We start from the raw sequence: 19,309 nt of genomic DNA on the forward strand, positions 1-19,309 counted from the left end.
TCAAAGGTTATGTCAGCTTACTGACTATTATCGTTAATGGGTAAAACCATTGTCCCATACTATAAAAATCTAGATTGATTTGACCATTTCCCTAATCTTCACAGCCTTCTCAAAGTGATCGAGCTGGTGAGTTTTGATCCACCACTCGGCGGCTTCCATTAATAGCTCTGGATCATCATTTTTGTTTTTGAAGAATGCGTAGAACGAGATACCTACATTATCTCCCTTACTCGCAATCTTCTTATCGCAGACTTCGATGATCTTATTTTTTAAACTTTCTCTCATTAGGCTGCTTTACTCACCATTAAATAAAATATTCCGATCACACCCAAAAATGCGGGTACGCCCAAGCTATACCAACAAAACATTAAACGCTTAATACGTTGTAGATCCGGCTGATCTGATTCTAGAAGTTTTGCTACTTTGATCTGGATAAACACCACTGGAAGCCAGCACGCCCCCACTAAGATAAATAGGCAGATACTCCAGAATAACCAGGGTTGTTGCCAGCTAAATCCGGCTAGGTGCATCATACCTATACCCGTTAAGGGCTGGATAATGACGGCAGGAGTAGTGAAGATCCAATCAGCAAGAACGACATTTTTCGCAACGATTCTAAATGTAGATAAATCGCCACTTAGCTGCGCTCGCCACATATAGAAAGCAGTGCCTAACCCTGTACCAAACAGAATTGTAGATGAGAGGATATGGATCAGTTTAAGCGTCATGTAATCCATCAGCGTGCTTGCCTCATCACCATATAAACCAGTATGAGAGGAACTATCGCTAGGTTTTTTAGGAGTCCGCCTAATGGGTCTAACCAAAGCTCTGGAGCCATTACGCCGAGTAAACTGCTATACCCCAGAGTACTGAGTAACATCAGCCAGAGGGTTAAGTTCTCTCTGAACCGAACCAGTATCATCAAGCCCAATACCAGATCTAAAACACTAGTAAGCATTACTAAACTAAAATGCCACGCTTGCGGGAAACCGACAGCCGATAAGATCGGTGCAAAGCCTTCTGGCTCAGCACAAAAACCAGCGGCTGCAGACATAAACCAGATCACCGTAAGTAAAAACCAGATCAGAGGCTGGATGAGGAAAAGCTTGGCATGCCAACGATCTTGAACAAAACTCGCCTGCTGATTAAAAGCGGTTGTTACGCTTCGTGGTTGTGCTTTGAATTGTTGCTGTGCGGCTGGATCATTCAGCACATTACCCTGCTGTAACATCGTCCAGATAGTTTTGTTTAAAGGCCCTGCTTTGAGCTTATCGCCAATAGTAAAGCTGAGGTTGATTAACCCCATGGGAACATTGATAGAGCCTCGGGTAGGAATATCTAACCAGCCTCTTACAGCGGTAAGGTAATCTTTGATGCTGACGGTATCAGGCCCACCAATTTCGATAACACCGGATATAGACTCTGTGGTTGCAGCCTCAACCATTAACTCTGCAAGATCTTCTAAAAGAATCGGTTGTATCGCTTGCTCACCTTTCCCAGGCAATAACATTACTTGTGGGAAAGCCGCTAAACCTCGAAGCATGGAAGAGCCGCCATAAGAGCCTCTTAACGAGGTCACCACCGACGGGCGTAGCACTGCAGCAGAAGGCATAAGCCCTAATAGCTGCTGATCAAATCGATGTTTACTCGCAATGAACTCGCCCTGCTCAGACTCACCTAAGGCAGACAGCTGTATATATCGTTTAATCCCTTTCTCATGACACGCTTTAGCCAATGCAAAAGGCGCTTTGATATGAACGGTTTCGAAATCGTTTGCAGAGGAGGCTCTTAAGATACCGGCGCAATTAATAACGCCATCTATACCCTCCAATAGAGGCAACCAATCAGCAGGGGTTAAAGTCGTTTGGAGATTTTGACTAATCCATTGAAGATTTGGTCGGCTAGTTTTTCCTGCAACACTGCGCCCAACCGCAACCACTCTATGCTCATGAGCTAGCAGCGCTTCAACAACAGCACTGCCAATAAAACCATTCGCTCCAGTGACCAAAAACTTCATAAAAATCCTTTTTATAGCATTAGGTTAATGAGCATATCGGATTGAATATGCCTATGCACCTTTTCTGTAGCTGAAAGGCCGACATTAGAGATGGGGCGCTTTACGGAAATGATGCGTTCTTTACGTGTTCTCAAAATGCTTTGCAAGGACACCTTCAAGCAGTTCATAACGTTTAGGAAGTGGACGGTATTTTTTCTGCACTCGATAAACAGGCTCTTTCACGACTTCAGCTAAGTCAGCAATTTCGATGGCTTCATAATAAGCAGACCCCACAATCGAGGATTCTGGCAATACGGTAAATCCCAAGCCTTCAGCCACTGGCAGTAAGATCTGGCTTAGCTGGTTGATATAACCCGACTGCTTTATTTTCCCCATCCCTCTGAAATGTTCACTAAAATTATTCTCCAATACCTGCACAGCGTAATGATGGCCGTCTGGGTGATTGATAAAGCCTAACTCCATTAATCCGTTCCAATCGGCGTCAAATCCTTTAGGTATAACGAGGCACAATGGATCATGCCCAAGGAGACCCTGTTCTAATTCAACATCATTGATCAGTTGGGTAACCAAACCCAGATCGGCTCTGTTGTCTTTTATCTGTTTAAGGATTTCATGATTGGGAGCCGCTTCCATACTGACGCATAGCTCTGGATAACGCTTCTGTAATTGCAGTAGATCAGGGTAAAGCTTTGTCACCATAGACCCTGAACAGGCGAGTTTAATTTCACCCTTCTCTGCTTGTACATCGGTTAACCTATCTAAAAGAGCGGACTCTTCCTGAAACTGTTGTTGCGCGAACTCATACAACTCTTCACCCGCTTCAGTGAGCTCAAACTTTTTACCGAAGCGACTGATAATCGGGCAATTCAGATGAGTCTCTAGTTTCTTAATATGCTGGCTAACCCCCGGTTGCGTCATATGTAATAATTCAGCCGTTTTCGTGAAATGTTGCGTTTCAACAAGGGTAATAAAAGTTCGGAGATGATGCGGATTAATCATAACAATAAATTATTATTTTGATTTCAAATGATAATTTTTAATAAGCATAACCTCTTTATAAACTGCTTCCAATAAATCTTGTTGGAGCATAACGATGAATCAACCTTACCCACGTACTTTCTCTCATATTGGTATCTCTGTACCTGACCTTGAAGCCGCAGTGAAATTCTATACCGAGGTTCTAGGTTGGTATCTGATTATGGAACCAACTGAGATAACTGAAGATGACAGCGCCATAGGCGAGATGTGTACCGATGTGTTCGGCCCTAATTGGGGTTCTTTTAGAATCGCACATCTATCTACAGGCGATCGCATTGGTGTTGAGCTATTCCAATTCAAAAATCAGGAGAATCCTGAAAATAATTTTGAATACTGGAAAACGGGCATCTTCCACTTCTGCGTTCAGGACCCAGATGTCGAAGGCCTAGCCGAAAAGATTGTCTCAGCTGGCGGTAAAAAGCGTATGGCTAAACCACGCTATTACTACCCAGGTGAAAAACCTTATCGCATGATTTACATGGAAGATCCGTTCGGCAATATTCTCGAGATCTACAGCCATAGTTATGAACTGCATTATGCGGCGGGCGCTTATTAGGATTTACTATATAAAGCCGAACTCTTACAAGCTCGGCTTTATACTAGTTTAAGGATAAATAGTGATAGCTTTATTTAGCATGGAATGAAATTGGCCACATAAAATCCAACGGTACAAAACCATCACCCAAATATAAGTTGGTACCATTTGCATCTGCGCCATAATACTGAGGATTCAAAGCTCCGACAGGTACCGTAAACGGGAAGTAAGTTTCTGTCTCTGGATTGATAGCTGCTGTAGCATGGCAGGTATGGCAAGATGAATTATAACTAGACCAATATGCAGGTTGTGCCGTGTTAGGGAAGCCAGCAAAATCTTCCATATCGGTATGGCCCAAAATCACTGGAGTAGTGCCCTCTCCCCCTTCGGTATACCGAATCTGCGTACCATTAGGCGAGTAAGCTTCTAAACCAAAACCTGCTAAGCCGCTTTCTTTGAGAATAGAGCCTATCATCTCATCTCCCAGCGGCTTGTTTTGAGTAATAAACGTATCCCTTACGTGTTGTACGCCCGGATTAGTGGTCAGCTCAAACGTAGTCCAGAACCAGCTTGGCTCTTCTGTGTAATAAAGGTTTTCACCTTTAGGTAGTGGCTTCATTTTTGCCATTATATGAATGCCTCTCCACCAATAAGTGCCTGATGCAAACTCAAACGTTAACGCTCCTTTCGGTGCTCCTCCTGGTGGAACTTTTAACCAAGACGCCTTCAATTCTATGGTGCCAACAGGCATGTCAACGGTATTACCTGCTTTAATATACTGCAGCACACCCAGTTTAGTATTCAGTTTCGCTTTCTTAGTTAGGTAGTCATAACTGATTTTGTTACGTGTTACTTCTTCATTCGCGCCGTTAGGTTCACTCATCGAGACCTTACCCGCTAGAAGCTTTTTAGGTGTTACCGAATCTAAATCTGCTCGGTTCACTTTTGAATACTTAAAACTAGGGAAATACGTAAAAGTATCGCTATCTGTCGCCCACGCCATCCATTGGGGCACTCGATCACTGTTAGAGACACCATGATTATCTTTTATAAGTTGATTAACGCGCGCAAACAGCATCCACGCCACCTTTTGACGTGCTTCCAGATCATCACCAAACGCCATATCTGCACAACTTTTCGCAAAAGCTTTGTCATTTTTGCTGATCCAATTGTGTTCACAATTCGACATATGATCTTTAGCATTGACAGCACTTGCCATAAACATTGTGCTAAATAACATTGCTATTTTTGCCTTTCTAAGCTTATTCATACCTGTATTCCTTCATATTATTATTTTTATTCCCTTAACTAGGAATTTAAAAAGTTATACAAAACCTCACTATGACCTTCATTGTTATCAACTCTGAACTCTCCTAAACCATAATGAAAATTGAGTTCATATATGGGCGGTGCCAATCGAATCAAAACATGAAAGCTTTCAATATATTAGAAGTGCTTAAGCCCGCAGGACACCCTCAAAAATGAGGATATATAGGTAAGAATTTATAAATCTCTTAGTATAAATAAAGCTGTAATCGCTCAGATCCTTCTGGCCTAAGCAGAGCAAAATCACCTAACCTTAATCAGACTATTGGATACTAGAACTAGGCAATACAACCCGTTATATGTGGTTCCACATGCGCAAATTCAGGGATGATAAGCAACATGAACGTCACGGCAAGGCACTACAACAAGATCCTGAAAATCATTGAACAGATCCATGAACACAACAATGAAAATGAGATGCGTACCGATATAGCAGAGCCTATGCTTGATCTGTTAGAAGCAGATTACTTCGCTTCTTTTATTTGGGACAAAAATCACAAATCTTATGGTGAAGGTGTCTACCTAAATATGGACGATACCAATATATCCCAGTACTACGATTATTATCAGTTTCACGACCCCATCACTCATAGACTTTCACTCAAACGTGATGCCACAGCGGTGAGTGAAATAATGCCCCACCAGCAGCTTAAAAAAACTCAGTTCTTTAATGATTTTTTACTCAATGATGGCTTGTATCACGGTGTAAATTTACACCTCTATAATTTCGAAGAGAACATTGGGGATATGAGAATTTGGCGCAAAAAAGGCCGCGGTGACTTTGATAAGTCTGCTTGCACTATCCTTGATCTGCTCAAGCCTCACTTAATCCAAGCGATCAAACAAATCCGCGTAAATACAGTTAACTCAAGTAATCATCAATTTAATGTCGACGAGATAAGCTCTTTACTAAAAAGACAATACTCGCTGACTGAAAGAGAGCTACAAGTAGCAAGATTGCTGGTTATTGGGGAGCGGGATGAATACATCGCAAGTCAACTTCACATTGCTTTAACGACTGTCCGCACCCATATAAAAAATATTTTCAAAAAAACAGGTATCAACAATCGAAATAAATTACAGGCAGCCCTAAAAGAGCTTTAACTGCCTGTAACAACATCAAGCAAATCACGTTAATACTTATACTGTTCTGCCTGTTTCTTTTGTGCCATCGGATTATTAGGGTGCAAGCTCTCTGGATTAATTTGATTAATAACCGCAGTCGCAGCATTCATCCCAGTTTGAAATGCGCCTTCTATCCACCCACCAGACCATGAAATACTGTCACCAGCGAGATAAACACCATTATCACTAGCCGTAAATTGGTAATAAAGCGCCTGATTAAACCTATCTTGTCCCGGATAATTCAGTTTAAAAGCTCCATAATAATTTTCTTGATCTTGCCAATCGATCAGCATTGTATGTTCAAGCATGATGTTAGCAGTAAACACCTCTGTAAATGCAGGCTCCAATGGAGCTAACGAATCAAGTAATATGCCTAACCGTTTGTTTGCATCTTTAACAGCTATATATTTGGTAGAATCATCGCCCCATGTATAACTAACCAGAACAACACCATAATCCGTTTCAGGGTAATCAAGGCAGTACAACCCTCGGACTAAACCATCAGTTTGGATATTCATAGGTAACTGCGGAGCATCTTTCCAAAATTTGGTTTTTGTTAGAACAAATAATTTGGAAGAATTCATCAGGTGCAATTGCCTTATAGCCGAACCGCCTTCTGCACTCACTATCGGATTTGGTATATTTCCCTGCCCCTCAGTCAACGTTAACCCCATATCTACCTGCATCGAGCGTGTTGTCGTTGCGATAATCACAGAATCAAAGACTTCTTCATGCATAACATGGTTAATTTCTAAATGAACTTTTGGTGTACCTGTGGGATTATCAGTATGCAGTTTGGTAACTTTGCATCCATAAATAATATTTTGCTCCACCTTACCGTAAGCAGTTTTTGTTGTTACAAGCCCCTCAACTAAACGATTCAATCCGCATTCATAAAAACGCTGATCGGTCTCCAGACCATTAACAATCAAACGTACAATTTCAGCAAAGTTCACCTGATATAATGGCCCAAAACCACCAGATCCCACACCTAAGGCTCCAAATAGATCAAAGTCTTTAGGTTCCCACGGGCTCTCTAAATCGTAAGATGTGTAATTATCTACAAATAAGTGAACAAGCCCTTGATAGAAACTGATATTGCTATATGCAGGCTTCTTTTTATCTGCGGGGTTTATCAATGCCTGCCATTTCTGTAACGCAAGTTCAAACCCTTCCTCGGTACCATCCTGTAACGCCGTAATTAAAGGCGTGAGTGTGTCTACAAATGCTAACCAACTTTTATTAACTTTTTCAAAGATTGCTGGCGGGTTTCCATTTGGCTGCCATTCGTACTTTTTACCTTCAAAAAGGATATTTGTGGCTACTTTTCCCGGGTCAGGAAAATCACTCCCTTTCATAGAAAAAGCGTCAGCATAGTGATTAAAGATTTTGGCTGAGGTAGGAACACGCATCGCCCCTAACTCATAAATGGCACCGTCATCCGAGATTGGACGATGGGAATAAACGCGCCCACCATAACGATCGCCCGCTTCAAAAATCCGGACATCAACACCTACTTGTAGCAACTGATAAGCAGCCAATAGTCCTGAGGGGCCAGAGCCAATGATTGCTACCTTTTTACCTTCAAAGCCAGAACCCGCTTGGGCTATATATCCGTTGTTGTCCTGAAGGTATTTTGCATGGTCATATAAAATATCAACAAAAGACGCTTGCACTGATGAGGCTTTACTATCTAGTTGATTAGGCGCTTCTGGCTTAGAAAAAAAACTCATGGTATACCCTCGACAAATCCGATTTAGAGCGAAGAAGTAAGTTCATTCCTTAATGTCATTTGAAATAATTAGAATTAAGGGATAGATAAATACTAAGTACCTAAAAAGAAGTGATCTATCCTCATAAATGAGGATATTTCCGTACCAAACAACCGATAGCTGAATTAGAGCAGAAGCTAGTTAGTAATTAACCAAATCTGCATCTGTAAAAGATGCTCTAAAGATGCAAATACATCAGAAACAAAAACCGACACCAATATTGTGCCGGTTTCACTTAACCTTAAATCAATCAAGCTGTATTATTTGCGCCGATTTCGACCCGCTTGATTAACCATCCTGATTTATCTGACCGATCAACGTGTTTAAAGTTGCTTCCGCAGCATCATTCTCTACCTGACAAGTGCCTGCTGCATGATGACCACCACCGCCATATTTCAGCATCAGCTCGCCCACATTGGTTTTAGAACCTCGGTCAAAGATCGACTTACCAGTCGCAAATACAGTGTTCTGTTGTTTTAGGCCCCAAAGAACATGGATGGATATATTACATTCAGGGTATAAGGCGTAGATAACAAAACGGTTACCGGCGTAGATAGTCTCTTCGTTACGTAGATCTAAGACAACGAGATTGCCATGTACGGTAGCGCAACGTTTGATCTGATCTTTAAACTTCGCTTCTTGCTCAAAGTAAAGGTCAACCCTTTCTTTTACATCCGGCAGCGCTAGGATCTCATCGATATTGTGATCTTTGCAGTAATCGATCAGGTCCATCATCAAGTTGTAGTTGGAGATTCTAAACTCTCTGAATCGACCAAGACCGGTACGGGCATCCATCAAAAAATTAAGCAGTTCCCACCCCTTAGGATTCAGCACTTCCTCTTGGTTATATTGCGCAGAATCACCTTTATCGACCGCTTCCATCATGTCGGTCCATTCATCGGGGAAACCATCGATGCCGCCATAATGTAACCACACCACTCTTGCAGCTGATGGGGCTTCGGGATCGATGATGTGATTTTCTCTTTCGCCTTTATTTCGAATGGTTTCAGATAGATGGTGATCAAATACAAGATGAGCAGCTTCGACATACGGCAGGTTTGTGGTGATGTCGTTGGAGGTTATATCGACTGTCCCATCCTGCATATCCTTAGGATGAACAAATTTAATATCATCAATCAGATCCAGATGTTTAAGCAAAACTGCACAAACTAAACCATCAAAGTCACTACGGGTTACCAACCGAAATTTATCTCGTGACATACTTCGCTTCCTTATTCTTGTTGTTGCCGGAGAGTGTTATGCACTGAAATCTATAAGCTTTTTCCAAGCTGCTAGAGCAGTATAGACAAGAATGATTGAGGAAGAAGCAAAATCTAGCTAGTGATCGTCGTCAACTATTCTAAAGAAGACTCCACCTTCATACGTAAAATAGATTCACCTACAACCTAGCTTCGACAACTTTACAGACTTCCCTTCGGTAACATGGCGGTAAAAAACTTCCGCACTCGTGCGGAAGAGCCTTTCCCCTCAGAGCAAAGAAACCTGCTTAATCCCTATAATTACGGCCTATCTAGTTCTGGAATGATTTATGCTTAAAAATGTACAAAAGATACATTTAGCTAATATTCAAGGAACCTTAGATGTCTAGCATTAATTCATACTCCGCTGTCTACGGATCATCTTTATTAAACACCAATAATCAAATAAAAACGGCTGCTACAGATTTCGCAGCAGAAGCTAACGATTTGGTAAAAGAAGGCCTTATTGGTGAAGACAGTTTAATTGGTTTTGGTGCTCAGTCCGGTTCCATCAGTTACTGGAGCAATCAAAGTCATGCTCAATGGAAAGCCTATAACCAAGAAGGCAGTGATGCTGCTCTACAAGCTGCTGAGTATCACAAACAGATGATTGCTGAGCGACAAGATATCGCCAACCAATACCTCAGCCAAGTTACATCCTTAGCTACAGAGTTCAATGATCTCAGCATGGATAAGATTAGTTTTCATCAGGTGTTAGATAACGCGCAGGCTGGAAATTCTTTGACTCACGGCCTGGATCATTTGAGCGAGTCTGACGTTAAAAAAATTGAGCAGTTTTGGCAGGACCAAACGGCTAATTTAAATCGACTTGATAATAGCCTGACTCGTTTACAAAGCTTTCCAAAAGATCTTGATAATTGGCTTCAGCATCAAGACGAGCCTATCAGCGATGAAGTCTTTCAAATTGTAGATCAGCTGAAAAATAGCTGGGTGAATATAGAATCTACAGGTCCAGAAAAAGACTACCAAGCGCGAAGCTTTGACCTTCAAATAGAAGAAGGTGCCTCAACACCGAACACAGTAGCTATTTCTGAATCGGATAAAGGCTCTTCATTGCTGCAAAGCCTTGAACAAGTAGCTCTTAAAAATGCACAGATTGATTACACATCTTTTGGCTTTAAAGATAATTTGCTCGAATACGCAGGCAAAGAGTTTTTACAACATGATCTCCGACAGACTTATGCTGAAATGCAAATCTTAAGTAAAGATCTGTATTCTGAGTTTTCTGACCTGTTTGGTAAAAGCAGCGGGAATAGTCCTTACAGCTTACAAGATATGATCGATAACCACCTTGAGAACAAACCGTTAGCACAACTCGAAGATGGTTCGATACATCCTCAAGAGCTAGCAATTCAAGAATTCTGGAAAGAGAATGAATTAGCATTAGAGCAATACAGTGCCAAACAACAAAAGCTCAATGACCAGCCGGATAATTTTGGTGCTTATCAAAGCCAAAACAAGTCCAAAATTAATCAATATTTCATGGATAATTTGGACCGCTTTTTAAACATGAAACTAAGCTGAAAAGCGTCACAGATAAAAGCCAAATACGTTAGAAGTGGATAAGGCGAATAAATAAGTAAAGTGTTTACTCGCCTTCCCTAAATTCCGAATTATTCATATGTAACCCAACCTCGATAAACCACTTCGGCTGCATTTGATCAAAATCGGTTCTGATCTTGCTGTCCAGATAGCTTGCTGAATCCAGCACAAATGGCTTCCCGTCTAGCCTTTGAAACACAACCCAATGCCAAAAATCTTTGCCCTCTTCTTGATAGTGCTTAATCGATAAAAGCGCTAAATCGGGCAACTCTTCCCAAGTGTTAAACGGCGTTTCTATATTTGAAACTGAAGCATTCTGGCTCTTCAAAAGTTGACGAACGTAATCGGTTTGAGACCAGAGCGATTTGTCGTCTGCAAAGATCCCCATTGCATTGGCGATCTGTTTCATCTCGGCATATGTTTTACCCACGATATTGGCCACAGAGGCGATTCCACAGCCTGTCACTTCCTCTTGCACCACAGGCTCTATCTTATGTGTGTGTAACATGCCCTATTACTCTACTAACTGATCACTTTAGCTAATTAATACAGATCTTAAGTTATATGTCTGCATTGTCATATTGCAGAAACCTTTGCCTCCTACAATAGCCGCCTCCGTGACAGATCACCACACAAATAGATGAGAGTATTGCTGTGAAGACTACTGTTTTTGACCTTATCTGGAAGTTTAAGAACGCGCTGGAAAAACAGGGCCATGAAAAAATAGATCTACACCGCTTTACCCACGAAAGAGACTATCGTAAAGCGATCTTACTCAATGTAGATATTAGTGAGCTACCGCTAAGTCACTCTCTACAGAAGATCTATAAAGATCTGCTAGAAGCAGACGAGCTAGAGTTGGCTAAAGAGGTCGAGCTGCCACCTGAGCCAAAGCCTGCGCCTATTCCAGCTCAAGAGAAGAAGAGATCGGATAAAGAGCCAAACGATAAGCCTATTTTCTATGGAATCGCCGCAGTCGTTTTACTGGTATTTGGCTTCGCTGTATTCCAATTTTCTAGCACAACACAAGAGGCTAAAGCACCAATCGCAGCGATTAGTGCACCTAAACCTACAAGCACAGCTGCAAAGGTGACTGAGCAGCCGAAACCGACAGCTCAACCAGCTAAAGCCGTTGAAGTAGTCAGAACTGAAGTTAAGAAAGTTGAAACTACTCCACCAGCAATACAACCAGAACCGGTTGTAGCTGCAGCCGTTGTCGAAGTTGAAGAGGTTGTTAAAACAACACCTTTCCGCATCCAAGGTTCAAACACGATCGGTGAAGTGCTTGCACCGGAGCTGCTAAAAGCGTTTTACGCAAACGAAGGAGCCCAGCAATCCACTTTGGTTGCGAGTGATATTGAAGTCGAAAACAACATTGAGATTACTTACCCGGGTAAAAAAGAGATCTCGGTTATCCCAATTCATGCGCACGGTTCTAGCACGGGTTTTAAAGCCTTAAACGAGAATAAAACTGACCTTGCGATGGCTTCACGTCGAATCAAAGACAAAGAAGTTGAGCAGTTAGAAAGTCGTTACGGCAATCTAAAATCTAAAAGTACTGAACACATCATTGGTATGGATGGTTTGGCAGTCATTGTTAACCCAGATAACCCTATCGCTCACCTCAGCACAGAAGACCTGGCTAAGCTGTTTGCCGGTAATATTACTAACTGGAGCGAGCTAGGCGGCCCTGATCTAGCGGTTAAGATCTATGCCCGCGATAGCAACTCGGGCACTTGGGACTCATTTAAATCCATGGTGCTAAAAAAGCACGGGGTGAAACTTTCTCAAGCTGCGGAGCGATTAGAATCCAGCGTTGAACTATCAGATAACGTAAGTAAAACCCCAGGAGCCATTGGCTTTATCGGCCTTCCTTATGTTTTACGTTCTAAAGCCCTAGCGATCTCTGATGGTGAAAAAGGTTTACCGATCTACCCAACCTCTTTCACGATCTCTACAGAAGACTATCCGTTGGTTCGTCGTCTTTATATATACGAGCCGAGCACCATTAGCACGCAGTCAGAAGCTCATCGCTTTATCAGTTTTGTTCTATCTAAAGAGGGGCAAGATGTTGTTAAGAAAGCTGGTTTTATTTCGCAGAATATCTACCCGACCACGCCTGCATTAACGGATACCTATCCGCAGGAATATATTCAATCCGTTAAGAATGCTCAGCGTTTATCCCTGAACTTCCGTTTTAAAAGTGGCACTGTAGTTTTAGATAACAAAGCGGTACGCGACTTGGAGCGTGTAATTCAATTCTTTGAATCCAACCCGGGTCAGCAAGCTACGTTGATCGGTTTTTCCGACAGTATTGGCGACCCTGTAATAAATAAAAGCTTGTCTTTGCAACGCGCAAGAGCCGTTGAACAAGCGCTACTTGCTCGCGGAATTAATATTCAACGCTCAATAGGTTTAGGTGAGATGGCCCCGATCGCCTCTAACTTAACTAAGCTTGGCCGCGAGAAGAATCGCCGCGTAGAGATTTGGATCGATAGCAACAACGCTCAGAGTTACAACACAGCGACTCGCTAATATTGCTCTCTCCTGTCCCCAAAAGGCGATCACTTTGATCGCCTTTTTCTTTGGCACAATTTTCACACATCCCTGAAACTCTTTACTGCTATATGAAGATAAATCCCTTGCCTTTTATAGGCTCAAATAACATAGTGACTGGCTAATATTTACTATCTTAAACGCTACACGATCTCAGAGTTTTATTATGTCTTTAGAGAGCGCTATCTCTTTCTTTTTGGCCGTTTTAGTCTTTGGAGTTACTCCTGGGCCTGGTGTGTTCGCCATATTAGCAAGAGCTCTGACCTCTAATGCCCGCTCATGCATATCTCTAGCTTTAGGTATGACCATCAGCGATATTCTCTACTTAATCGCAGCTTGTTTTGGCCTTGCCGTTATCGCTAACCAATGGGGTGAACTGTTTACGGTAATCCGCATTGTCGGGGCGGTCTATCTTGTCTATCTCGGATGGAAGATGTGGAATGCGCCCTTAAATCTGAATTCAGAGCCTGAAAAGAATTCTCGATCCGGTGCGATTTCGGGATTTGTACAAGGCTTTTTGATATCCGCTTCAAACCCCAAAGTCATCCTCTTTTACATCGCCTTTCTTCCAACATTTATGGATTTAGAGGCGTTAAACGGAGGCGACATTATCTTAGCATCTGTATTAACGCTGATTGCCTTAATGATCGGTTTGATGATGATCGCCATATTTGCGGCAAAATCACGGCGTTTTTTCCAGTCAGAGAAAGGTGTTAAAAGGCTTAACCGAAGCGCTGGATCCATTATGGTTGCAGCGGGTGCCTATTTAGCCTCCCGCCACTAAGCATTAAACTTCGTTAGCTTGTTTCGCATGCACTTGTTTTAACGTTTCTATAATAGACTTAAGGTAATCGTACTTATCCTGCTCATCCGCGATTTGAATCTTGGTTCTCTCTCTTAGATCTTGCAAGACAGAAAGCCGCTCATGCTCTACATACACTCTAGCTTCCTCTTGCTCTATCTCACCGTCGGTTTGTGTTACTTCTCGGCTCTGGCTCGTTTCGCGCTGCTCTATTGTACTTTCAGCACGAACACTCTGCCGTGTCTCACTTTCACCTCTTCGTTCAGCTAATTCGTCTGCAGCTTGGTCTTGAGCTAACAGCAGATCTAAGAATGTAGGACGTTCTTCAAACACTTGCTGATCGTTGTCAAAACGCTGCTCTTGTCCAAAACGATCAATAGCATCTTGATACTGCTCGGCTAAACCACCAGCCTCAGGTGTATTTTCCTCATGTACCGCTATATCCAATTCTTGAATGCTGGAGACGGTACCATCTTCAAATAGGAACACACCGCTGCGTTTTACTTGGCCTAACAGGTTGTTCTGATCATCAGTCAGATCAAACGAAGATGAGGTTGAGCCCAGATAGATCGCACCAACACCAGCATCTTTCAGACTGGTTAGCTGATCATTACCCTCTTCATCACGGGTCCAAACTTTCAACTTGTTAAAGATCTCATCGTTTTCATCAATCCAATGATTATTGTCCGAATCATATTTAGCTAGATCAGAGAAACCATCTTGCCCCTGCGTACCAAATAGCTCAGAGCCATCATTAATTTGGCCGTCATTGTTGATGTCTAAAGCCAAGAACCCACTACCCTGAGCAACAAAAGAGATCTCTTCTTCAGTGCCATCAGCATTGAGGTCAAAGCTGAAACTGCTATTGGTTAAACCGGCGGCACCACCATGGAGATTGATCACCAACGGATCGATTAGGCTCCTATCGACTCGCTCTTCACTAAAGCGTTCTTCCAAAACAAAGCTACGCTCCATTTCTAGCTCTAACAGGAAGTTGATCTCTCGACCATCCTCGGTGGTAATGACACCTTGCGTGCCTACCGAGAGTTTTTCCTCTTCGGTATATACGCGTTGATTCGCTATCTGGACTCGGACCTCATCAGCGACCTGTCTACCTACATTCAAGGTGATATCAAATATATTGATATCGAGCTGTTCCAAGCTCACTTGTGCTTGTAACTCTTCGGCACTAGGGGCTTGTATATTTTGAGCGCTAAGGGCTTGTATCTCTTGCTCGCTAAAGGCTTCTATCGCCTGAAACGCCTCTAACGATGCAAGCTGAATATTCTGTACTGGGATTGGCGGGTTCATCGCCAAACGTTCAAGCTGCATCCCTTCATGCAACACGGTTTCAACGAGAGAGATTACATTGTGTGTTTGCTGGGTTTGCTTGGTACCTTGCGCCGATTGCACACTACTGACGCTATTAACACTGGCAGCTTTATCGGAACGCATACGCGCGTCGTAGGAAAGATCAACGCTCGTCCCCGCTCGCCAGTTAGAAGCCGCTTCTGGTGACAGCGTCACTTGCTGACTGACCGCAGCGCTATGTTGTTGAGCGGAATCGGTAATCTGTTTTTCGTGCTGGCTATTAAAACCAACCATCGAACTGGAGATTTTCATAAGGCCTCCCTGCCGCGGCACCCGGAGCTAAAAAGATAGTGTAAGAAACCCTATCGGCCTAAATAGGAGGATAATGAGAAGAAAAGAGATAGGTACAGAGGGTACAGTTAAACGAGCCGCCCCCTCTGCTCTAAATAACGATGACAACTGGAACTATAAGGACTATGCAAGCGCCAATTCCACTGCCGCTTGCGCATGGATTGCTGTGGTATCAATAAGACGGATGTCCGTATCACTCTGTTTCACCAGCATACCAATTTCGGTACAGCCTAAGATCACCGCTTCCGCACCCTGTTCTGCTAGAGCTTTGATAATCCTTAAATACTCTGATTTAGAGTTGGGATTGATATTACCTAAGCACAGTTCTTTATAGATAACCTCGTGAACAACCGCTCGATCAGGTTCATTCGGGACAACAACAGACAGGCCAAACTTATCTGCTAATCGGTCTTTATAAAAACCCTGCTCCATAGTGAACGCAGTGCCTAATAAGCCCACAGTTTTTACATTTTGTTTAATCAATTCTTCAGCTGTGGCATCAGCAATATGAATCAGTGGGATATCGATCGCCGCTTCAATCTGAGGCGCCACTTTATGCATAGTGTTGGTACAGATAAGGAGAAAGTCAGCACCTGCCGCCTGAATATTTTTAGCTGCTTGCGACAAAATAGCAGCAGTTCCTGCCCAATCACCTTGATGCTGTAGTTTTTCAATGGGATCGAAATCTACGCTATACATCGCTATCTGCGCAGAATGTAAACCACCTAAGCGCGACTTAACACCCTCGTTTATCGAGCGATAATATCCCTGCGTGCTCTCCCAGCTCATTCCACCCAGTAAGCCGATCGTCTTCATGTTAATCCTTTAAATTTCACTGACTAATTCTCGAGTGGGTTCAACCTTATAGGCGACCCGATTTCGACCCGACGCTTTTGCTTTATACAAGTAATGATCAGCTTTATCGATAAGATTAGACATACTATCCATCGGATCACTCATCTCAGCGATACCTATACTCACTGTATATTGCACATCAAGTTGTTGCTGTTGAACCACCTGATTAGAGATAACTCCAATCAATCGCTCTGCCAAAGTTATCGCTTCATCATGCTGCGTTTCTGGGAGGACCAAAATAAATTCCTCTCCACCCCAGCGCGCTACGATATCTCCGGCTCGAAGTTCTCGCATCAACAGCCCAGATAGATCAAGTAACACCAGATCGCCAAAGCTATGACCATGAGTGTCATTGATCTCTTTAAAACGATCAATATCCATCAACATCACGCAGATATTTCGGTTGTTGCGCGTGGCATTACTGTAAATTGGCTCAATCACCTTCTGAAAACCGCGGCGATTATATAAACCAGTTAACTGATCTCGATCGGCTAAACGTTGAGCTTCAATTTTTTCAGTTTGGCTAATACGGAATTGGTAAGCGAGCGCTAAAGCAAAGAGCACCGCCTCAATCAAAATACCGTACTCTACCGCGTGGAAGCCAAATGGGTGGTACTCAACAACACCAGACACGGTGAAAGCCGTAACAATTGCGCTGATCATGGCAAAAATCGCGGCGCCCAAAAAGTATTTAGCTTCTTTAACACCTGCATGACAGGCTACTACACCGGCAGTAATCATTAAGAGAGCAAATGGGATTACACAGATAAAAGCAGTTACCAACATAGTCAGGTAATTGCCTGACAGGGCATACCAGATCACCGAACAGAGCATAAATGTGTTTAGCAGATTGAAACTGGTATTTATCCTAGGAAATTTCGTTGGCAAGGCCAGAAAGGCTCGACAAAATAGGTTCCCTAGATAGGCAAACAGCATCATCATGGGTGGGATCATCTGGTTCTGGAATTCGGGCCAGTTCGGCCAGATCCATTTGAATGCATGGCCGGTATATGCCAGATTTAAGATGATAAAGGTTGCCAAGTAGAGCGAATAAAATAGATATCGACTACTGCGCAAACTGAAGTACAGCAATACATTGTAGATCAGCAACGCGGTCAGAAAACCGTAGATTATCCCATATTCATAACCTGTATTAATCTTCCGCTCCAACATGTCGTTTTCTGTTAAAACAAATAACGGCAACAGTTGCGGTTCTGGCGTTTCGACTCTAATTAATACTGAGGTTTCGCCTGGCTGGAAATTGTGAGGAAATGAAAAGAATCGACTCGTACGATTCTCTTCATAGGGTATAGCATCACCAGCTTTATCGCTTTGAAGTAACTTACCCTCCTTAAAAACGTAGAGGTGTATATGATCTAGCCAAGAGTTTTCGATCTGAATATAACGAAGCTGTTCGCTTTCACTGAAGTTACTTACTTCAAAATGAACCCAAACCGGAGGTGCACCCAGACCGAAATTAAGGATATCGGACTCCGAGCGCGTTCCCTTAGAGCGAACATCTTTTAACGCTTGATTTGGGTGAAGGTTAATACCATCAACTTCTTGAAGGTACCGAGTATTAAATGACTCTACGGCAAAGGATTTTTCACTACTCTGACCGGCATAGATGGGAAATGAAAAAATCAAAAGAAGAGTACACAGGAGGAAAGCGAAGACCCTCCCGCTGGCGGATAATAAATCAGATATGTCCTGATAAAACCTAGGCACCTATATCCTTTCCTCAGACGGTAAACCCTTAACTCAAATACCCACCTCTAAACGATGGGTACTTACCCTACCGATACTAGCTTAGTAGCTCTACACAAAAAATACTTTTTTATAGTCCAATAGTTCACGTTTTTTACTCACTAGATTGCTTAGGATGTTAAGGCTCTGTTCGTGGTTCTTTGCTATGCTAGGCCCAATAGCGACAAAGGGAACTTTTACACATGAAAAAATCATATCTGATCGCCTCTATCCTAACCGCATCAATGGCTTCCGTTACAGCTCACGCAGGTTGGGCTGACGCACTTAAAGAAGCCGTTCAAGATGAAGAGCTTCAAAAGAAAGTACTTGATACAGCAACAGGCAGTGCTAGCAGTGGTAAAGTGACTAATCTAGACACGGAAACGCTAATTAAAGGCCTTAAAGAAGCGTTAGAAGTTGGTAGCAAGCGCGCTATCGAAGAAATTAGTCAACCAGGCGGTTATCTAGATAACAAAAACATCCGTATTCCTCTGCCAGATGGTATCGATAAAATTGCTTCCCTTCTTCGCAAATACGGTCTAGAAAAACAAGTTAATCAGTTTGAAGAAAGCATGAACCGCGCAGCGGAGAAAGCAGCTCCTCAAGCAACCGATCTGATTGTCGGTGCGGTAAAAGAGATGAGCTTTGAAGATGCAAAAAAGATCTACCAAGGCTCTGACGATGCAGCGACTCAATACTTCAAAGAGAAGACCAGCGATAAGTTGCGCCAGTTGTTCCAGCCAAGCGTAAAAGAATCCCTAGGTCAGGTTGGTGCGACTCGTTACTACAATGACCTTGCCGGCGAAGCCAAAGATATCCCATTTGTGGGCGAAAAAGTTAACGTAGATTTAGACAACTATGTAACTGAAGAAGCACTAAATGGCTTATTCACCATGCTTGCTGCAGAAGAGAAGAAGATTCGCGAAAACCCAGCAGCACGTACAACTGACCTGCTAAAAGAAGTGTTTAAATAAGTACAAGTTTAGATGTAACGTCTACAAAAAAGCCGAGTACGCTAAACACGTAACTCGGCTTTTTTATTACTGGGCGATC

17 protein-coding genes are annotated in these 19,309 nt (G+C 42.8%); 6 read left to right on the forward strand and 11 right to left on the reverse strand.

What is annotated here, in order from left to right:
* Positions 1-69: 69 nt before the first annotated feature.
* The 4 genes from ACMXYP_RS10255 to ACMXYP_RS10270 form a co-directional block, all read right to left on the reverse strand.
* Positions 70-285 carry a DUF6500 family protein gene (locus tag ACMXYP_RS10255; RefSeq protein WP_415881545.1) on the reverse strand — a complete coding sequence of 72 codons (216 nt, stop codon included), beginning with the start codon at positions 283-285 and terminating at the stop codon, positions 70-72.
* Entirely contained in the window at positions 285-737 is a 453-nt protein-coding gene (locus ACMXYP_RS10260; protein WP_415881546.1) for a DUF2269 family protein, read from the reverse strand. The genes ACMXYP_RS10255 and ACMXYP_RS10260 overlap by 1 nt, the downstream gene beginning before the upstream one ends.
* The gene (locus tag ACMXYP_RS10265) at positions 737-2,017 is read right to left on the reverse strand and encodes an SDR family oxidoreductase (protein WP_415881547.1); all 1,281 of its coding nucleotides are present in this window, start codon (positions 2,015-2,017) and stop codon (positions 737-739) included. The genes ACMXYP_RS10260 and ACMXYP_RS10265 overlap by 1 nt, the downstream gene beginning before the upstream one ends.
* A gap of 120 nt (positions 2,018-2,137) precedes the next feature.
* Positions 2,138-3,016 carry a LysR family transcriptional regulator gene (locus ACMXYP_RS10270; protein WP_415881548.1) on the reverse strand — a complete coding sequence of 293 codons (879 nt, stop codon included), beginning with the start codon at positions 3,014-3,016 and terminating at the stop codon, positions 2,138-2,140.
* A 94-nt stretch (positions 3,017-3,110) separates the two neighbouring features.
* On the opposite strand from ACMXYP_RS10270, the gene ACMXYP_RS10275 reads away from it, so the two are divergent.
* A complete protein-coding gene (locus ACMXYP_RS10275) occupies positions 3,111-3,611 on the forward strand; it encodes a lactoylglutathione lyase family protein (protein WP_415881549.1) in 501 nt (166 codons plus the stop codon).
* A gap of 70 nt (positions 3,612-3,681) precedes the next feature.
* Here the strand turns inward: ACMXYP_RS10275 and ACMXYP_RS10280 are convergent, their stop codons facing one another.
* Positions 3,682-4,860, reverse strand: coding sequence for a hypothetical protein (locus ACMXYP_RS10280; RefSeq protein WP_415881550.1), 1,179 nt, complete (start codon positions 4,858-4,860; stop codon positions 3,682-3,684).
* A gap of 473 nt (positions 4,861-5,333) precedes the next feature.
* Between ACMXYP_RS10280 and ACMXYP_RS10285 the strand changes: the two genes are divergently transcribed.
* Positions 5,334-6,020: a helix-turn-helix transcriptional regulator gene (locus ACMXYP_RS10285; RefSeq protein WP_415881551.1), complete on the forward strand. Its 687-nt coding sequence runs from the start codon at positions 5,334-5,336 to the stop codon at positions 6,018-6,020.
* A 29-nt stretch (positions 6,021-6,049) separates the two neighbouring features.
* Here the strand turns inward: ACMXYP_RS10285 and ACMXYP_RS10290 are convergent, their stop codons facing one another.
* Positions 6,050-7,774, reverse strand: a complete 1,725-nt coding sequence (locus ACMXYP_RS10290) for a flavin monoamine oxidase family protein (RefSeq protein ID WP_415881552.1) — start codon at positions 7,772-7,774, stop codon at positions 6,050-6,052.
* Positions 7,775-8,101: 327 nt separating this feature from the next.
* Positions 8,102-9,034, reverse strand: coding sequence for an exopolyphosphatase (locus ACMXYP_RS10295; protein ID WP_415881553.1), 933 nt, complete (start codon positions 9,032-9,034; stop codon positions 8,102-8,104).
* Positions 9,035-9,414: 380 nt separating this feature from the next.
* Between ACMXYP_RS10295 and ACMXYP_RS10300 the strand changes: the two genes are divergently transcribed.
* Positions 9,415-10,617, forward strand: a complete 1,203-nt coding sequence (locus ACMXYP_RS10300) for a hypothetical protein (RefSeq protein ID WP_415881554.1) — start codon at positions 9,415-9,417, stop codon at positions 10,615-10,617.
* A 64-nt stretch (positions 10,618-10,681) separates the two neighbouring features.
* Here the strand turns inward: ACMXYP_RS10300 and ACMXYP_RS10305 are convergent, their stop codons facing one another.
* A complete protein-coding gene (locus ACMXYP_RS10305) occupies positions 10,682-11,143 on the reverse strand; it encodes a hypothetical protein (protein ID WP_415881555.1) in 462 nt (153 codons plus the stop codon).
* Positions 11,144-11,289: 146 nt separating this feature from the next.
* Between ACMXYP_RS10305 and ACMXYP_RS10310 the strand changes: the two genes are divergently transcribed.
* Entirely contained in the window at positions 11,290-13,170 is a 1,881-nt protein-coding gene (locus tag ACMXYP_RS10310) for a phosphate ABC transporter substrate-binding/OmpA family protein (RefSeq protein ID WP_415881556.1), read from the forward strand.
* Positions 13,171-13,357: 187 nt separating this feature from the next.
* Entirely contained in the window at positions 13,358-13,975 is a 618-nt protein-coding gene (locus tag ACMXYP_RS10315) for a LysE family translocator (RefSeq protein WP_415881557.1), read from the forward strand.
* Between the two features lie 3 nt (positions 13,976-13,978).
* Here ACMXYP_RS10315 and ACMXYP_RS10320 read toward each other — a convergent pair whose 3' ends face one another.
* The 3 genes from ACMXYP_RS10320 to ACMXYP_RS10330 form a co-directional block, all read right to left on the reverse strand.
* Positions 13,979-15,616 carry a hypothetical protein gene (locus tag ACMXYP_RS10320; RefSeq protein WP_415881558.1) on the reverse strand — a complete coding sequence of 546 codons (1,638 nt, stop codon included), beginning with the start codon at positions 15,614-15,616 and terminating at the stop codon, positions 13,979-13,981.
* A gap of 162 nt (positions 15,617-15,778) precedes the next feature.
* Positions 15,779-16,471, reverse strand: coding sequence for an aspartate/glutamate racemase family protein (locus tag ACMXYP_RS10325; protein ID WP_415881559.1), 693 nt, complete (start codon positions 16,469-16,471; stop codon positions 15,779-15,781).
* Positions 16,472-16,480: 9 nt separating this feature from the next.
* Complete coding sequence (locus tag ACMXYP_RS10330) at positions 16,481-18,157, reverse strand: diguanylate cyclase (protein ID WP_415881560.1); 1,677 nt, start codon at positions 18,155-18,157, stop codon at positions 16,481-16,483.
* Between the two features lie 302 nt (positions 18,158-18,459).
* Between ACMXYP_RS10330 and ACMXYP_RS10335 the strand changes: the two genes are divergently transcribed.
* The gene (locus tag ACMXYP_RS10335; protein ID WP_415881561.1) at positions 18,460-19,230 is read left to right on the forward strand and encodes a DUF4197 domain-containing protein; all 771 of its coding nucleotides are present in this window, start codon (positions 18,460-18,462) and stop codon (positions 19,228-19,230) included.
* Positions 19,231-19,309: the final 79 nt, after the last annotated feature.

Source organism: Neptuniibacter sp. QD34_54, assembly GCF_047778055.1.
Taxonomy (GTDB): Bacteria; Pseudomonadota; Gammaproteobacteria; order Pseudomonadales; family Balneatricaceae; genus Neptuniibacter.

Excerpts from the sequence above, each read along its gene's own strand:
- ACMXYP_RS10335 (WP_415881561.1), top strand. The coding sequence starts at position 18,460 with ATGAAAAAATCATATCTGATCGCCTCTATCCTAACCGCATCAATGGCT.
- ACMXYP_RS10260 (WP_415881546.1), bottom strand. The coding sequence starts at position 737 with ATGGATTACATGACGCTTAAACTGATCCATATCCTCTCATCTACAATT.
- ACMXYP_RS10265 (WP_415881547.1), bottom strand. The coding sequence starts at position 2,017 with ATGAAGTTTTTGGTCACTGGAGCGAATGGTTTTATTGGCAGTGCTGTT.
- ACMXYP_RS10255 (WP_415881545.1), bottom strand. The coding sequence starts at position 285 with ATGAGAGAAAGTTTAAAAAATAAGATCATCGAAGTCTGCGATAAGAAG.
- ACMXYP_RS10270 (WP_415881548.1), bottom strand. The coding sequence starts at position 3,016 with ATGATTAATCCGCATCATCTCCGAACTTTTATTACCCTTGTTGAAACG.
- ACMXYP_RS10280 (WP_415881550.1), bottom strand. The coding sequence starts at position 4,860 with ATGAATAAGCTTAGAAAGGCAAAAATAGCAATGTTATTTAGCACAATG.
- ACMXYP_RS10300 (WP_415881554.1), top strand. The coding sequence starts at position 9,415 with ATGTCTAGCATTAATTCATACTCCGCTGTCTACGGATCATCTTTATTA.
- ACMXYP_RS10305 (WP_415881555.1), bottom strand. The coding sequence starts at position 11,143 with ATGTTACACACACATAAGATAGAGCCTGTGGTGCAAGAGGAAGTGACA.
- ACMXYP_RS10325 (WP_415881559.1), bottom strand. The coding sequence starts at position 16,471 with ATGAAGACGATCGGCTTACTGGGTGGAATGAGCTGGGAGAGCACGCAG.
- ACMXYP_RS10290 (WP_415881552.1), bottom strand. The coding sequence starts at position 7,774 with ATGAGTTTTTTTTCTAAGCCAGAAGCGCCTAATCAACTAGATAGTAAA.
- ACMXYP_RS10315 (WP_415881557.1), top strand. The coding sequence starts at position 13,358 with ATGTCTTTAGAGAGCGCTATCTCTTTCTTTTTGGCCGTTTTAGTCTTT.
- ACMXYP_RS10275 (WP_415881549.1), top strand. The coding sequence starts at position 3,111 with ATGAATCAACCTTACCCACGTACTTTCTCTCATATTGGTATCTCTGTA.
- ACMXYP_RS10320 (WP_415881558.1), bottom strand. The coding sequence starts at position 15,616 with ATGAAAATCTCCAGTTCGATGGTTGGTTTTAATAGCCAGCACGAAAAA.
- ACMXYP_RS10285 (WP_415881551.1), top strand. The coding sequence starts at position 5,334 with ATGCGTACCGATATAGCAGAGCCTATGCTTGATCTGTTAGAAGCAGAT.
- ACMXYP_RS10295 (WP_415881553.1), bottom strand. The coding sequence starts at position 9,034 with ATGTCACGAGATAAATTTCGGTTGGTAACCCGTAGTGACTTTGATGGT.